The sequence below is a fragment of the Cereibacter johrii genome (genome assembly GCF_001720585.1).
GTDB classification, from domain to species: Bacteria; Pseudomonadota; Alphaproteobacteria; order Rhodobacterales; family Rhodobacteraceae; genus Cereibacter_A; species Cereibacter_A johrii.
Map to the genome: position 1 here is coordinate 1 of NZ_MABH01000111.1, position 13,852 is coordinate 13,852.

At 68.2% G+C, this 13,852-nt stretch carries 16 protein-coding genes; 9 read left to right on the forward strand and 7 right to left on the reverse strand.

The annotated features are described in order from the left end of the window. Positions 1-846 (reverse strand): ABC transporter permease family protein (locus A9O63_RS08045; RefSeq protein WP_459561997.1); only part of this gene is annotated, 846 nt, incomplete at its 3' end. After that, a complete protein-coding gene (locus A9O63_RS08050; RefSeq protein ID WP_069331461.1) occupies positions 843-2,048 on the reverse strand; it encodes an ABC transporter substrate-binding protein in 1,206 nt (401 codons plus the stop codon). The genes A9O63_RS08045 and A9O63_RS08050, both read right to left, overlap by 4 nt. Positions 2,049-2,162: 114 nt before the next feature. On the opposite strand from A9O63_RS08050, the gene A9O63_RS08055 reads away from it, so the two are divergent. The 6 genes from A9O63_RS08055 to A9O63_RS08080 all read left to right on the forward strand — a co-directional run bounded on the left by A9O63_RS08055 (position 2,163) and on the right by A9O63_RS08080 (position 6,297). After that, positions 2,163-2,771: a CDP-alcohol phosphatidyltransferase family protein gene (locus tag A9O63_RS08055; protein ID WP_069331462.1), complete on the forward strand. Its 609-nt coding sequence runs from the start codon at positions 2,163-2,165 to the stop codon at positions 2,769-2,771. Positions 2,772-2,937: 166 nt separating this feature from the next. Beyond that, on the forward strand, positions 2,938-3,570 hold the full coding sequence (locus A9O63_RS08060) for an ATP-dependent Clp protease proteolytic subunit (RefSeq protein WP_069331463.1): 633 nt from the start codon (positions 2,938-2,940) through the stop codon (positions 3,568-3,570). Positions 3,571-3,694: 124 nt separating this feature from the next. Continuing rightward, positions 3,695-4,960 (forward strand): ATP-dependent Clp protease ATP-binding subunit ClpX, encoded by a 1,266-nt coding sequence (clpX, locus tag A9O63_RS08065; protein WP_069331464.1) that lies wholly within the window; start codon positions 3,695-3,697, stop codon positions 4,958-4,960. A gap of 124 nt (positions 4,961-5,084) precedes the next feature. Then, complete coding sequence (locus A9O63_RS08070) at positions 5,085-5,459, forward strand: NADH:ubiquinone oxidoreductase subunit NDUFA12 (RefSeq protein WP_069331465.1); 375 nt, start codon at positions 5,085-5,087, stop codon at positions 5,457-5,459. Further along, positions 5,459-5,929 (forward strand): outer membrane lipid asymmetry maintenance protein MlaD, encoded by a 471-nt coding sequence (gene mlaD / locus A9O63_RS08075; protein WP_069331466.1) that lies wholly within the window; start codon positions 5,459-5,461, stop codon positions 5,927-5,929. Before A9O63_RS08070 ends, mlaD begins: the two co-directional genes overlap by 1 nt. Continuing rightward, positions 5,926-6,297, forward strand: a complete 372-nt coding sequence (locus A9O63_RS08080; protein ID WP_069331467.1) for a DUF2155 domain-containing protein — start codon at positions 5,926-5,928, stop codon at positions 6,295-6,297. Before mlaD ends, A9O63_RS08080 begins: the two co-directional genes overlap by 4 nt. On the opposite strand, the gene aat is transcribed toward A9O63_RS08080, so the two are convergent. Genes aat through accB form a run of 3 tightly spaced genes read right to left on the reverse strand, consistent with a single transcriptional unit; the run spans position 6,246 to position 8,758 of the window. Beyond that, positions 6,246-6,890: a leucyl/phenylalanyl-tRNA--protein transferase gene (gene aat, locus A9O63_RS08085; protein ID WP_069331468.1), complete on the reverse strand. Its 645-nt coding sequence runs from the start codon at positions 6,888-6,890 to the stop codon at positions 6,246-6,248. The genes A9O63_RS08080 and aat overlap by 52 nt on opposite strands. A 19-nt stretch (positions 6,891-6,909) precedes the next feature. Continuing rightward, positions 6,910-8,256, reverse strand: a complete 1,347-nt coding sequence (gene accC / locus A9O63_RS08090) for an acetyl-CoA carboxylase biotin carboxylase subunit (RefSeq protein WP_069331469.1) — start codon at positions 8,254-8,256, stop codon at positions 6,910-6,912. A gap of 7 nt (positions 8,257-8,263) precedes the next feature. Beyond that, complete coding sequence (gene accB / locus A9O63_RS08095) at positions 8,264-8,758, reverse strand: acetyl-CoA carboxylase biotin carboxyl carrier protein (protein ID WP_069331470.1); 495 nt, start codon at positions 8,756-8,758, stop codon at positions 8,264-8,266. Between the two features lie 277 nt (positions 8,759-9,035). On the opposite strand from accB, the gene A9O63_RS08100 reads away from it, so the two are divergent. The 3 genes from A9O63_RS08100 to preA all read left to right on the forward strand — a co-directional run bounded on the left by A9O63_RS08100 (position 9,036) and on the right by preA (position 12,347). Then, positions 9,036-10,367 carry an NAD(P)-dependent oxidoreductase gene (locus A9O63_RS08100; protein ID WP_069331471.1) on the forward strand — a complete coding sequence of 444 codons (1,332 nt, stop codon included), beginning with the start codon at positions 9,036-9,038 and terminating at the stop codon, positions 10,365-10,367. A 63-nt stretch (positions 10,368-10,430) separates the two neighbouring features. After that, positions 10,431-10,970, forward strand: coding sequence for a DedA family protein (locus tag A9O63_RS08105; protein ID WP_069331472.1), 540 nt, complete (start codon positions 10,431-10,433; stop codon positions 10,968-10,970). Positions 10,971-11,042: 72 nt separating this feature from the next. Then, positions 11,043-12,347 carry an NAD-dependent dihydropyrimidine dehydrogenase subunit PreA gene (gene preA, locus A9O63_RS08110; RefSeq protein ID WP_069331473.1) on the forward strand — a complete coding sequence of 435 codons (1,305 nt, stop codon included), beginning with the start codon at positions 11,043-11,045 and terminating at the stop codon, positions 12,345-12,347. Between the two features lie 40 nt (positions 12,348-12,387). Here preA and A9O63_RS08115 read toward each other — a convergent pair whose 3' ends face one another. Both A9O63_RS08115 and A9O63_RS08120 read right to left on the reverse strand, forming a co-directional pair. Beyond that, on the reverse strand, positions 12,388-12,999 hold the full coding sequence (locus A9O63_RS08115) for a TetR family transcriptional regulator C-terminal domain-containing protein (protein ID WP_002720331.1): 612 nt from the start codon (positions 12,997-12,999) through the stop codon (positions 12,388-12,390). 197 nt (positions 13,000-13,196) lie between these two features. Next, positions 13,197-13,829 (reverse strand): TetR/AcrR family transcriptional regulator, encoded by a 633-nt coding sequence (locus A9O63_RS08120; protein ID WP_069331474.1) that lies wholly within the window; start codon positions 13,827-13,829, stop codon positions 13,197-13,199. Between the last annotated feature and the right edge of the window lie 23 nt (positions 13,830-13,852).

Below are 13,852 nucleotides of genomic sequence, written 5' to 3' on the forward strand. Positions count from 1 at the left end.
GAGCCTCCGCCCCTGGAGCTCGCCGCAGCGCCAGAGGCCGAGCGCGCCGAGGACCAGCGCGAGCTGCAAGAGCGCCGCGGCTGCAGCGCGGGCGTGTTCGGCCAGCGCGGGATCCGCCATCCAGAGCGCGATCTGCACGGCGAGCGTCGGCGGCCGGGTCGGGCCGAGGATCATCGCCATCTCGACGGCCGTCATGGAATAGGCCAGCACCGCATAGCAGGGCAGCCGGATCTGGGCATAGAGCGCGGGCAGGACGCCGAAGACCCAGCCCGCGGCGCGCCCGTAGCCCAGGGACTCCGCCAGCATCGTGCGTCGCGCGGCATCGGTCTGGGGCAGGGCCGCGAGCGACATGAGGAGGAGAAAGGGCACCTCCTTGGCGACAAGGCCCGCGATGAGCGCAAGCCCGGCCGGATCGTTCAGCGTGAGCAGATCCGGCGGCGACTGCCAGCCCGTGGCCCAGGGCGAAAGAGCGCGGGCGATCCAGCCCGACGGCGCGATGAGGAAGGCGAGCCCCAGCGCCACGGCCGCATGGGGCACCGCGAGGAGCGGCGAGAGGAGGCGCAGGAGCGCCTCGAACAGCCGGCCGCCGGGCAGGAGCGCGAGGATCAGGAGCGTCAGCGCAAGGGCGAGCGCCGTCGCGAGGCAGCCCGTGACGAGCGAGAGCCGCACCGAGGCGCCGAGCCCGGGCCAGGCGGCAAGCGCGCGGAAGGCCTCGAGATCGGGACCGCCCTCAAGATTGAAGGCGGGCGCGATCGTGCCGGCAAGCCCCGCCGCCACCGGCGCCAGCATCAGCGCGAGCGTGATCCGCGGCGCCTGCCGGAGAAGCCCGCCCGCGCGCTGGCTCACTGCGCGGTCCCGTAACGGCGGACCCAATCCTCGGCGATGCGCTCCATCCAGCTCGCGTGCGGCTCGAGGAGGGCCGGACCCAGCGCGTCGGGGGCAAGCGTGGCGGGGCCGAGATCGAGGGCTGCAAAGCGCGCGCGGTCCGGCTCGGGCAGGGCTTCCACATCGAGCACGGTCTGAAAGCCCAGCACCGCGGGATCCTGCGCGCGCGCCTGCACCTGCGGATCGAGCAGCAGGTTCGCGATCACCTTCGCCCCCGCGGCATGGGCCGCGTTGAAGGGGATCGCCACGAAGCTCGCATTGCCGATGGTGCCGCCCTCGAGGGTGAAGGTGCGCACCGTTTGCGGCAGCTCGCCCGCCGCGATGGCGGCCGAGGCGCGGCCGGGGTTGAAGGCGAAGGAGATGGCGATCTCGCCGTCGGCGAAGAGCTGGCCGAGCGCGGGCTCATTGGCCGGATAGGCGCGTCCGTCGCGCCAGAGATAGGGCTCGGCCCGATCGAGCCAGGTCCAGAGGGGCGCGGTGACGGTCTCGTAGGTGGCGGGATCGACCGGCTTCTGGAGGAGCGCGGGATCCTCGATCACGCCATAGAGCACCTGCTTGAGGAAGGTGGTTCCCAGATAGTCCGGCGGCTGCGGGAAGGTGAAGCGGCCGGGATTGACCTCGATCCAGGCAAGGAGCTGGGCGAGCGTCCGGGGCGGCGCGGGCAGCGCCGCGCTGTCATGCTCGAACACGAGCTGCGCCATGGCCCAGGGGCTTTCGAGCCCGCCCGTGGGTTCGGTGAAGTCGGTGACGACGGCGGGCTTGCCTGCCACATCGACATGGGTCCAGTTCGGCAGGCTCTCGGCGAAGGGCTCGGACAGCAGGCCCTGCGCCTTCATCGCCGCGAAATTCTCGCCGTTGATCCAGATGAGATCGACCGCCCCGCCCTCGGTGCGGCCGGCCTGCTTCTCGGCCAGCACGCGCGCCACGGCCTCGGTCGTGTCGGCGAGCTTCACCTGCTCGAGCGTGACACCGTGGCGGGCGTGGGCCTGCTCGCCCACCCAGGCGATGAAGGCGTTGATCTTCGGATCGCCGCCCCAGGCGTGCCAGTAGACGGTCTGGCCGTCCGCCTCGGCCAGCACCGCCTCCCACCCCGTCTCGGCCTCTGCCGCGGGCGTCAGCGCCGCGAGGCAGGCGAGTGCCGCTCCCATGATCCGTCCGAACATCCCGCTCTCCCTCTTGTGGCTCGCCCCCGGCTTAGCGTGAGGCGCGGGGCCGCCGCAATCGCCCCCGTTGCACGGGCCTGCCGCTTCGGCCACAGAGGGCGGACAGGAGGTGCCATGCTCGACGGTCTGATGCGACGCCTGATCGCCCCGCCGCTCGACCGTGCGGGGCGCATCCTCGCCCGCCGGGGCTGGAGCGCGGATGCCGTGACGCTGGCGGGCCTTGCGCTCGGGCTTCTCGCGGCGGGGCTGGTGGCGGCCGGAGCGCCGACCCTCTGGGCGATCCTGCCGCTTCTCGCGGGCCGGATCGCCGACGGGCTCGACGGTGCCATCGCGCGGGCGGGGCGCAAGACCGACTTCGGCGGCTATCTCGACATCACATGCGATTTCCTGTTCTACGCGGCCTTCCCGCTCGCCTTCGTGCTGCGCGGGCCCGAGGCCGGGGCGGCCGGCGCCTTCCTGCTCGCCTCCTTCTATGTGAACGGGGCGAGCTTTCTGGGCTTTGCCGTGCTGGCCGCGAAGCGCGGGATGGAGACGAAGGCCCGCGGCGAGAAGTCGCTCTACTTCACGGCGGGGCTTCTGGAAGGCAGCGAGACGATCCTGTTCTTCCTCTTCCTCTGCCTCTTTCCGGGGCTTTTCGCGCCTGCCGCCTGGATTTTCGGCGCCCTCTGCTTCGTGACCGCTGCGAGCCGCGTCCTGCTCGCCCGCAGGCTCTTTCGCGACTGACCGCCTGTCCCGGCACATCATGGCCCGAGCTTCCTCCGCTTCAAGGGAGAGGAACGGCGGCCCGGCCATTTTTTCCGCCGCCCTTGCGGGGGCGGGGGCTCGCCACTAAGACTCGGGTAACAGCTGGACGATAATCCTTGCAAACGTCACGGGACAGCAGGCGCACATGAAAGACCCTATCGATCTCTACATGAACACGCTCGTGCCGATGGTGGTCGAACAGACCAGCCGGGGCGAACGGGCCTATGACATCTACAGCCGGATGCTGAAGGAGCGGATCATCTTCCTCTCTGGGCCGGTGCACGACGGCATGTCGTCGCTGATCTGCGCGCAGCTGCTGTTCCTCGAGGCCGAGAACCCCTCGAAGGAAATCGCGATGTACATCAACTCGCCCGGCGGCGTTGTGACCTCGGGCCTGTCGATCTACGACACGATGCAGTACATCCGGCCGAAGGTCTCGACGCTGGTTATCGGGCAGGCGGCCTCGATGGGCTCGCTCCTGCTGACCGCGGGCGAAAAGGGGATGCGCTTCTCGCTTCCGAACAGCCGCGTCATGGTCCACCAGCCCTCGGGCGGCTACCAGGGCCAGGCCACCGACATCATGATTCACGCGCGCGAGACGGAAAAGCTCAAGCGCCGGCTGAACGAGATCTACGTCCGGCACACCGGGCAGGACCTCGAAACCGTGGAAGCCGCTCTCGAGCGGGACAATTTCATGTCGGCCGAGGATGCCAAGGCCTGGGGCCTGATCGACGAAATCCTCGAGAGCCGCAACCGGCCGGACGACACGACGAAGTGACGAACGACCCTCCGCCGGGTGCACCGGCGGAGGGCGATTTGGCGTTGTGAAGGTCCGGGGCTTGTCCTAGACTTTCGCTTCAAGCCGGCAGGGCAGGCCCCAAGCCGCACGGCAGAGGACGACGATGGCGAACAATACTGGCAGCGACAGCAAGAACACTCTCTACTGCTCTTTCTGCGGCAAGAGCCAGCATGAGGTGCGCAAGCTGATCGCAGGGCCGACCGTGTTCATCTGCGATGAGTGCGTCGAGCTCTGCATGGACATCATCCGCGAAGAGACGAAATCGACCGGCCTCAAGTCGGCTGACGGCGTTCCGACCCCGCGCGAGATCTGCAAGGTGCTTGATGATTACGTCATCGGGCAGATGCATGCCAAGCGCGTGCTGTCGGTTGCGGTCCACAATCACTACAAGCGGCTCAATCACAGCTCCAAGACCGACATCGAGCTCTCGAAGTCGAACATCCTGCTGATCGGGCCCACGGGCTGCGGCAAGACGCTGCTCGCGCAGACGCTGGCCCGCATCCTCGACGTGCCGTTCACCATGGCGGATGCGACCACGCTGACCGAAGCCGGCTATGTCGGCGAGGATGTCGAGAACATCATCCTGAAGCTGCTGCAGGCCTCGGAATACAATGTCGAGCGGGCGCAGCGCGGCATCGTCTATATCGACGAGGTCGACAAGATCACCCGCAAGTCGGACAATCCCTCGATCACGCGCGACGTGTCGGGCGAGGGGGTGCAGCAGGCGCTCCTGAAGATCATGGAAGGCACCGTGGCGAGCGTTCCCCCGCAGGGCGGCCGCAAGCATCCGCAGCAGGAATTCCTGCAGGTGGACACGACGAACATCCTGTTCATCTGCGGCGGCGCCTCTGCGGGGCTCGAGAAGATCATCGCGCAGCGCGGCAAGGGCTCGGGCATCGGCTTCGGCGCCGAGGTCAAGGATCCGGATGCCCGCGGCGTGGGCGAACTCTTCAAGGAGCTCGAGCCCGAGGATCTGCTGAAGTTCGGCCTGATCCCCGAGTTCGTGGGCCGTCTGCCGGTCATCGCGACGCTGACCGACCTCGACGAGGCGGCGCTGGTCACCATCCTGACCGAGCCGAAGAATGCGCTCGTCAAGCAGTACCAGCGGCTGTTCGAGATCGAGGGCGTGAAGCTCACCTTCACCGCCGATGCGCTGACCGCGATCGCCAAGCGCGCGATCAAGCGCAAGACGGGGGCCCGCGGTCTTCGCTCGATCATGGAAGACATCCTGCTCGACACGATGTTCGAGCTTCCGGGCCTCGAGGGCGTGGAAGAGGTCGTGGTGAACGAGGAAGCGGTGAATTCCGGGGCCAAGCCGCTCCTGATCTACACCGAGGTGACGAAGAAGAAGGACGCGACCGCCAGCTGACGGCCGCCTCCGCGCGTGGATGTGAAGGCGGGCCGGGCGCCCGCCTTCTTCTTTTCTGCCGTTCCCGCTGGACCTCGGCGGCGGCATTTGCCATATCGGGGCAACAGCTTTCGGAGGCTCGCGGATGTCCATTCTCAAGCGTGCGATCACCTGGTGGACCGGCCAGTCGCTCGGCACCCAGCTCTTCACCTGGCGCAACGGCGTGAAGGTCGGCGAGGACGAGCAGGGCAATCTCTTCTACACCTCGAAGGATGGCAAGCGGCGCTGGGTGATCTACAACGGCGAGATCGAGGCGAGCCGGATCGGGGCCGACTGGCACGGCTGGCTCCACAACACCTGGGACGAGCCGCCGACCTCGAAGCCGCTCGCCCACAAGCCCTGGGAGAAGCCCCATGTGGAGAACCTCACGGGGACTTCGGCCGCCTATGCCCCTCCCGGATCGATCCGTCGCACCGAGCCCGTGGCCCGGCGTGACTACGAGGCGTGGCAGCCCGAATAATGGCTGAGAACCGGTCCGAACTCCTCGCCGGCGCCGCCGTGCTGGCGGCCGCCATCGGCTTCGTCGTCTATGCAGGGCAGGTGGCCGGCATCACGCGCGACAGCGGCTCCTATCCGCTGAAGGCCAGCTTCCGGTCGGTCGACGGCATCTCCGTGGGCACGGACGTGCGGCTCGCCGGCGTGAAGGTGGGCTCCGTCACGGGGCTGGCGCTCAATCCGCAGACCTACTTCGCCGACGCCACCATCTCGGTGAAGCAGGGCATCGAGCTGCCCACCGATTCCGCGATCCTCATCTCGTCCGAGGGGCTTCTGGGCGGCAACTATGTCGAGCTGGTGCCCGGCGGCGCGCTCGAGACCCTCGCCGCGGGTGAGGAGATCGAGGACACCCAGGGCTCCGTCAGCCTGATCTCGCTGCTGATGAAATTCGTGGGCTCGGGTGCCGAGGACACGATGAAAGGGTCCGGCGAATGAGGCTTCTGGCGGTGCTGCTGCTTCTGGCGGCGCCCGCCTGGGCGCAGGACCAGCGCACCGGGGAAGGAACCGGCGCCCTGCTGCGCTGGCTCGACAAGATGTCGGGCGAGACGGCCGACGTCGAACTGCAGCGCGGCCAGTCTGCCGTCAGCGGCCATCTGACCATCGAGCTCGACGAATGCCGCTTCCCGGCCGGAGATCCGGCCTCGGATGCCTATGCCCATCTGACGATCCGCGATTCGCGCGCGACCGAGCCCGTGTTCGACGGCTGGATGATCGCCTCGAGCCCCGCCCTCTCGGCGCTCGACCATCCGCGCTACGATGTCTGGCTCCTGCGCTGCGCCACCGAGGCGGGATCGGCCCAGTAGCCTTCGGGCGTGAAGCTCGCGTTGCCCTCGAGCGCCTCGGTGAGCCTCTGGTGATACTCCGAGCGCCGGATCTCGATGGCCCCCAGCGAGGCGAGGTGCGGCGTCAGGAACTGCGTGTCGAAGAGCGTGAAGCCGCCCGCCCGCAGCCGGTCGATCAGGAAGGCCAGCGCCACCTTCGAGGCATCCGTGCGGCGCGAGAACATGCTCTCGCCGAAGAAGGCCCGCCCGAGCGTCACCCCGTAGACGCCGCCCACCAGCGTCTCGCCCTCGCGCACCTCGAGCGAATGGGCGTGACCCAGCGCATGGAGCTCGACATAGAGGCGGAAGATGGTGGGGTTGATCCAGGTCTCCTCGCGGTCCGCGCAAGCCTCGACGGTGGCGGCGAAATCCTCGTTCACGCCCACGCGCCAGTCCATCCGGCGGATGCGGCGGGCGAGGCTGCGCGAGATGTGGAATTCGTCGAGCGGGAAGATGCCGCGGTGCCGAGGGTCGATCCAGTGAATCTCGGGATCGTCGCGGGATTCGGCCATCGGGAAGATGCCGAGCGCATAGGCCCGCAGGAGCAGGCGGGGCGTCAGCGCGGGCGGCTTCATGCGCCGCCCGCGGGATGTGTCAGCCGAACTGGGCGGCGAGCCATTTTTCCAGCCAGTGGATATTGTAGTCGCCGTTCTGGATGTCGGGCTCGGCCAGAAGCGCGTGGAAGAGCGGCACCGTCGTGTCGATCCCGTCCACGATCAGCTCGCCCAGGGCGCGGTGCAGCCGGGCCAGCGCCTCGGGCCGGTCGCGGCCGTGCACGATCAGCTTGCCGATCAGGCTGTCGTAGTAGGGCGGGATGGAATAGCCGCCATAGAGCGCCGAATCCATCCGCACCCCGAGGCCGCCCGGCGCGTGGAAGACCCGCACCTTGCCGGGGCAGGGCGAGAAGTTCGGCAGCTTCTCGGCGTTGATGCGCACCTCGATGGCGTGCCCGTTGATCTCCAGCGCTTCCTGGTTGAAGCTCATCGGCAGGCCCGCCGCGACCCGGATCTGCTCGCGCACGAGATCGACCCCGAAGATCGCCTCGGTCACCGGATGCTCGACCTGCAGGCGGGTGTTCATCTCGATGAAGTAGAACTGGCCGTCCTCATACAGGAATTCGATCGTGCCCGCGCCGATGTAGTTGATCCGCGCCACCGCATCGGCGCAGATCTTGCCGATCTCCGCGCGCATCTCGGGGGTGATGACCGGGCCCGGGGCTTCCTCGAACACCTTCTGGTGCCGCCGCTGCAGCGAGCAGTCGCGCTCGCCCAGATGGACCGCGCGGCCCTTGCCGTCACCGAAGACCTGGATCTCGATGTGCCGCGGCTTCTGGAGATATTTCTCCATATAGACTTCGTCGTTGCCGAAGGCGGCCTTGGCTTCCGAACGCGCGGTGCGGAAGGCGATCTCGAGCTCCTGCTCGTTCCGCGCGACCTTCATGCCGCGCCCGCCGCCGCCCGCCGTGGCCTTGATGATGACCGGGAAGCCGATGGCTCTGGCCGTGGCGATGGCCGCCTCGTAGTCCGGCACACCGCCGTCCGATCCCGGCACGCAGGGCACGCCCAGGGCCTTCATCGTGTCCTTGGCGGTGATCTTGTCGCCCATGATGCGGATATGGTCCGCGGTGGGGCCGATGAACTCGATCCCGTGGTCCTGCAGCGCCTGGGCGAAGGCCGCATTCTCGGAGAGGAAGCCGTAGCCCGGATGGACGGCCTCGGCCCCGGTGATCTCGCAGGCCGAGATGATAGAGGCCTTGTTGAGATAGCTGTCGGTCGAGGAGGCCGGGCCGATGCAGACGCTTTCATCGGCCATGCGCACATGCATGGCATCGGCGTCCGCGGTCGAATGGACGGCGACCGACTTGATCCCCATCTCCTGGCAGGCGCGGATCACGCGCAAGGCGATCTCGCCGCGGTTGGCGATCAGGATCTTCTCGAACATCGGCGCCTCACTCGATGATCATGAGGGGCGCGCCGTACTCGACCGCCGTGCCGTCCGAGACGAGGACCCGCTTCACCGTGCCCGCACGCGGGGCGGGGATGTGGTTCATGGTCTTCATCGCCTCGATGATGAGGAGCGTCTGCCCCTCGGTCACGGTGGCGCCCACGGTGACGAAGGGCGAGGCGCCCGGCTCGGGGGCGATGTAGGCGGTGCCCACCATCGGCGAGGTGACGGCGCCCGGATGCTGGGCGGGATCCTCGACCGCGGCCGGGGCGGCGGCAGGGGCGCCGCCGGCGGCCGGCATCGCCGCGGGGGCGGCGGCCATCATCGGCGCCGCAACCTGGGTCGTCACGATGTTGGCCTGCTTGACCACGCGGACCTCGAGGCTGTCGTCCTCGCCATATTCCCGTTTGACCGAGAGTTCCGTCAGCTCGTTGCTGTTCAGCAGCTCGGCAAGGGCCTGGATGAAGGCGACATCGGCCTCGGTGTTGTTCTTGCTCATGACGTCCTCGGGTTGGCTTTTCTGCCGGTTGGGGAGGGGCCGCGGGGCCCGGCCCGGCGCTCGGATTGGAGGGCTTATACGCAAAGGGCGCGGTGGAGAAAAGCGCCAGTTCGTCGCGAGAAGATCCGTCTCTGCCACTTTTTCAGGCGAAAGTGGCGCTTGTCCGCGCAGGGGGCGCCGCCCGCCTCCCGTCCGATTATTTATCGTTTGGTAAAAAAACGCACCCGTGTCAGCCTGACCTAATAAACAACAGCCCAGGGAGGGCCCGACCTTGTCCATGAGCCAGCTTGCGCCCGGCGTGGTGCCGGGGCGTCTGCCAGCGGATGCCTATGCGCGCAACTTCTCCGATGTGGAGCCGCCGCTCGACGGCCACGAGGCGAAGGTGGCGGCGGACCGCTGCTACTTCTGCCACGACGCGCCCTGCGTCACCGCCTGTCCGACGGCGATCGACATTCCGCTCTTCATCCGCCAGATCGCGACGGGCACGCCCGAAGCCGCCGCGCGCACCATCTTCAACCAGAACATCCTGGGCGGCATGTGCGCGCGGGTCTGCCCGACCGAGCAGCTCTGCGAGGAGGTCTGCGTGCGCGAGACGGCCGAGGGCAAGCCGGTCGAGATCGCGCGCCTGCAGCGCCATGCGACCGACACGCTCATGTCGCGCAACGTCCATCCGTTCGAGCGCGCCGAGCCCACGGGCAAGCGGGTGGCCGTGGTGGGGGCGGGGCCTGCGGGCCTGTCGGCCGCGCACCGTCTGGCCATGCTGGGCCACGAGGTCACGATCTTCGATGCCCGGCCGAAGCCCGGCGGCCTCAACGAATACGGCATCGCGAGCTACAAGACCCCCGGCAACTTCGCGCAGGCAGAGGTCGACTGGCTTCTGATGATCGGCGGGATCACGCTGAAGACCGGGCAGGCGCTCGGGCGCGACATCACCCTCGAGGGGCTTCGGGCCGAGTTCGACGCGGTCTTCCTCGGCATGGGGCTTTCGGGGGTGAACGCCTTGCGCGCCGAGGGCGAGGATCGCGAGCATGTCCATCCGGCGGTGGACTTCATCGCAGCACTCCGTCAGGCCGAGGATCTGGCCTCGCTGCCCATCGGGCGCGACGTGGTGGTGATCGGCGGCGGCATGACGGCCATCGATGCGGGCGTGCAGGCCAAGCTCCTCGGGGCCGAGAATGTGACCATCGTCTACCGCCGCGGGCAGGAGAAGATGAGCGCCTCGCGCCACGAGCAGGACCATGCCACGGCGAGCGGCGTGCGGCTGATCTGCAATGCGGCGCCGGTGAAGGTGCATGGCAACGGCGCGGTGCGCGAGGTCGAGTTCGCCTATACCGAGGATGGCCCGGGCGGGCTCAGGCTCCTGCCCGAGACCTTCCGGCTGAAGGCCGACCAGCTCTTCAAGGCCATCGGCCAGACGCTGGGCGAGGTGCCCGAAGGGATCGCGCTGGAGGGCGGCAAGATCGCGGTCGATGCGACGGGCCGCACGAGCCTTCCCGGCGTCTGGGCGGGCGGCGACTGCGCGGCGGGCGGCGAAGACCTGACCGTGACCGCGGTCGCGCAGGGGCGGGATGCCGCCTGCGACATCCATGCCGAGCTCTGCCCGTCATGAGCGCGCCTTGCACGCTTCCCTCCTTCGAGCTAGGCAGACGCCCGGTCAGTTGCGGAGAGGCGGATGGACGGCATCGTGGAAACGATCGTGGACTTCATCCGCGACAACAGCGCCTGGGCGCTCTGGATCGCGATGATCTTCGCGGCCGCCGAGACGACGGCCTTCCTGTCGATCCTCATTCCCTCGACGGCGATCCTCTTCGGCGTGGGCGCGCTGGTCTCGACCGGCGGGCTGAACTTCACGCCGATCTGGATCGGCGCGAGCATCGGCGCGATCATGGGATCGTTCTTCTCCTACTGGCTCGGCTGGCGCTTCGGAGCCCGCGCGCTCGAGATGCGGCCCCTGCGCGACCACCGGGCGCTGGTGGCGCGCGGCACCGATGCCTTCGCGCGCTGGGGCTCGCTGGCGGTGCTGATCGGGCATTTCTTCGGCCCGCTGCGCGCCGTGGTCTTCGTAATGGCGGGTGTCTCGCGGCTTCCCTTCTGGAAGTTTGCGGCCGTCAACATCGTGGGCTGCATCGCCTGGGCCTGGGCCACGCCGAAATCCGGCGAGATCGGCGGCGACGTCCTGGGCTACCTCTGGAACCTCGTCACGGGCGGCTGACCCTTTCCGCCCCTTCCATGGCACCCGTTCAGGCCGCACCGCGGCCCGTTCCCCATTTCTGAGGAGCATCCCATGGCAAACCTCCGTTCCGACTTTCTCGGCATCAAGTCGCCGAACCCGTTCTGGCTCGCCTCGGCGCCGCCGACCGACAAGGAATACAACGTCCGCCGCGCCTTCGAGGCCGGCTGGGGCGGCGTCGTCTGGAAGACGCTGGGCTCCGAGGGCCCGCCCGTCGTCAACGTCAACGGCCCCCGCTACGGCGCGATCTACGGCGCCGACCGCCGGCTCCTCGGGCTGAACAACATCGAGCTCATCACCGACCGGCCGCTCGAGGTGAACCTGCGCGAGATCAAGTCGGTCAAGCGCGACTATCCCGACCGCGCCCTGGTGGTCTCGCTGATGGTGCCCTGCGACGAGGAGAGCTGGAAGGCGATCCTCGCCCATGTCGAGGATACCGGCGCCGATGGCGTCGAGCTGAACTTCGGCTGCCCGCACGGCATGGCCGAGCGCGGCATGGGCTCGGCCGTGGGGCAGGTGCCCGAATATATCGAGATGGTCACGCGCTGGGTGAAGCAGCACAGCCGGATGCCCTGCATCGTGAAGCTCACGCCGAACGTGACCGACATCCGCAAGCCGGCCGAAGCGGCCAAGCGCGGCGGCGCCGATGCGGTGAGCCTCATCAACACGATCAATTCGATCACGGGCGTGGACATCGACAGCTTCGCGCCGATGCCCACCATCGACGGCAAGGGCACCCATGGCGGCTATTGCGGTCCGGCGGTCAAGCCCATCGCGCTGAACATGGTGGCCGAAATCGCGCGCAACCCCGAGACCCACGGGCTGCCGATCTCGGGCATCGGCGGCGTCACCACCTGGCGGGATGCAGTCGAGTTCATGCTGCTCGGGGCGGGCAACGTGCAGGTCTGCACCGCGGCCATGACCTACGGCTTCCGCGTCGTGCAGGAGATGATCTCGGGCCTCTCGGACTATATGGACGCCAAGGGCTTCGCCTCGACCGCCGATCTGGTGGGCCGGGCGGTTCCGAACGTGACGGACTGGCAGTATCTGAACCTCAACTATGTCACCAAGGCGCAGATCGACCAGGAGCTCTGCATCAAGTGCGGCCGCTGCTATGCCGCCTGCGAGGACACCAGCCATCAGGCCATCGCCATGTCGAGCGACCGCACCTTCACGGTGAAGGACGAGGAATGCGTGGCCTGCAACCTCTGCGTCGATGTCTGCCCGGTGGAGGACTGCATCACGATGCGCGAGCTGCCGAAAGGGGCCATGGATCCGCGCACGGGCCGGACGGTGGGAGACTACGCCAACTGGCTGGGTCACCCGAACAACCCCTCGGTGCGCGAAGCCGCCGAGTGACCGGAGGGCTCCCCGCAAGGGGAGCCCGTTCCGCCCCGCCTCAGACGGCCAGCAGGCGGCGGAACAGGGTGTCGAGATAGAGCCCGGCCTCCGGATAGGGGTCGGGCTCGTCCGGCCCCAGCACCGTGCCCACCTGCATCTCGAAATCGGCATAATGCTGGGTCATGGCCCAGATCGAGAAGATCAGATGCACCGGGTGGAGCCGCGCGATCCGGCCCTCCTCCATCCAGCGGGTGAGGATCCGGGCCTTCTCCGCCACCAGATCCTTGAGCTCCGTCTCGATCACCCTGCGCATCCGCGGCGCGCCCTGCAGGATCTCGTTGGCGAACAGGCGGCTTTCGCGCGGGAAGTCGCGCGACAGCTCCAGCTTGCGGCGCACATAGAGCAGGATCTCGGTCACGGGATCGCCGTCCGGGTTCATCGCCTTCAGCGGATCGAGCCAGGTCTCGAGCAGCCGCGACAGGAGCGCGAGATGAATGGCCTCCTTCGAGGGGAAGTAATAGAGCAGGTTCGGTTTCGACAGGCCCGCCACCTCGGCGATCTGGTCGAGCGTGGCGCCGCGGAAGCCCTGGGCCGAGAAGACCTCGAGCGCGGCGTCGAGGATGGTTTCGGAATTGCGCCTCTGGATGCGCGTCCGGCGCGGCGGGCTCATCGGCGGGGTCCGGGGCAATCTGTCGGCATGGGGCGCTCCTTCGGCCGGATGCTAGTCCGTTCCTGACCGGATGGTCAAACCTTTGGCGGCGGGAGGGCGCGCCGCACCGCCTGCTGTGGCCGGGACGTGACGCGAGGCGCGGTCTGCTTGGGTGTCGCGGGCAGGACACCGGCTGTGGCCGGGCGGGCCGCGGAGGCTCAGAGGGCGCCCACGCCGCGCAGGATGATCTCCTTGACGCTGCGGGTGGCCGCGGCCCAATCCTCGTCCGAGAGCGGGCGCCCGCCGTTCAACGTCTCGATCTGGTGGCCGAAGTCGGCATAATGCTGGGTTGTGGCCCAGAGCATGTAGAGCAGGTGATGCGGATCGACCGGCTGCATCTGCCCGTTGGCGATCCAGCGCCGGATCGCCGCCGCCCGGCCCTCGGTCCAGTCGCGCAGCGTGGTTTCCAGATAGTCCTGGATCACCGGAGCGCCGTGCATCACCTCCGAGGCCCAGACCTTCGAGCCGAACGGATGGCGGCGCGAGATTTCCATCTTGGCGTCGATATAGGCACCGATGCCCTCCACCGGGCACTGTGCCTGATCGAGCGCCTCGGCGGCCTGCAGCCAGATCTCGAAGATCTCGCCCACGACGCGACGGTAGAGCGCCTCCTTCGTCGGGAAATAATAGTGCAGATTGGCCTTGGGCAGCCCCGCCATGTCGGCGATGAGCTGCATGGTCGCCCCGCCAAAACCCGCTTCCGCAAAGACTTTTTCAGCGGCCGCGAGGATGGTGCGTTCCGTCTCGCGGCGGGGTTCCTCGCGCTTGGAAGGGCGGGCTGCGTCCGGCATGGCGTCTCGAGAAATTTATTGAC

Excerpts from the sequence above, each read along its gene's own strand:
- accC (WP_069331469.1), bottom strand. The coding sequence starts at position 8,256 with ATGTTCGAGAAGATCCTGATCGCCAACCGCGGCGAGATCGCCTTGCGC.
- A9O63_RS08070 (WP_069331465.1), top strand. The coding sequence starts at position 5,085 with ATGTCCATTCTCAAGCGTGCGATCACCTGGTGGACCGGCCAGTCGCTC.
- clpX (WP_069331464.1), top strand. The coding sequence starts at position 3,695 with ATGGCGAACAATACTGGCAGCGACAGCAAGAACACTCTCTACTGCTCT.
- A9O63_RS08055 (WP_069331462.1), top strand. The coding sequence starts at position 2,163 with ATGCTCGACGGTCTGATGCGACGCCTGATCGCCCCGCCGCTCGACCGT.
- A9O63_RS08080 (WP_069331467.1), top strand. The coding sequence starts at position 5,926 with ATGAGGCTTCTGGCGGTGCTGCTGCTTCTGGCGGCGCCCGCCTGGGCG.
- A9O63_RS08060 (WP_069331463.1), top strand. The coding sequence starts at position 2,938 with ATGAAAGACCCTATCGATCTCTACATGAACACGCTCGTGCCGATGGTG.
- A9O63_RS08115 (WP_002720331.1), bottom strand. The coding sequence starts at position 12,999 with ATGAGCCCGCCGCGCCGGACGCGCATCCAGAGGCGCAATTCCGAAACC.
- A9O63_RS08105 (WP_069331472.1), top strand. The coding sequence starts at position 10,431 with ATGGACGGCATCGTGGAAACGATCGTGGACTTCATCCGCGACAACAGC.
- mlaD (WP_069331466.1), top strand. The coding sequence starts at position 5,459 with ATGGCTGAGAACCGGTCCGAACTCCTCGCCGGCGCCGCCGTGCTGGCG.
- A9O63_RS08050 (WP_069331461.1), bottom strand. The coding sequence starts at position 2,048 with ATGTTCGGACGGATCATGGGAGCGGCACTCGCCTGCCTCGCGGCGCTG.
- accB (WP_069331470.1), bottom strand. The coding sequence starts at position 8,758 with ATGAGCAAGAACAACACCGAGGCCGATGTCGCCTTCATCCAGGCCCTT.
- aat (WP_069331468.1), bottom strand. The coding sequence starts at position 6,890 with ATGAAGCCGCCCGCGCTGACGCCCCGCCTGCTCCTGCGGGCCTATGCG.
- A9O63_RS08120 (WP_069331474.1), bottom strand. The coding sequence starts at position 13,829 with ATGCCGGACGCAGCCCGCCCTTCCAAGCGCGAGGAACCCCGCCGCGAG.
- preA (WP_069331473.1), top strand. The coding sequence starts at position 11,043 with ATGGCAAACCTCCGTTCCGACTTTCTCGGCATCAAGTCGCCGAACCCG.
- A9O63_RS08100 (WP_069331471.1), top strand. The coding sequence starts at position 9,036 with ATGAGCCAGCTTGCGCCCGGCGTGGTGCCGGGGCGTCTGCCAGCGGAT.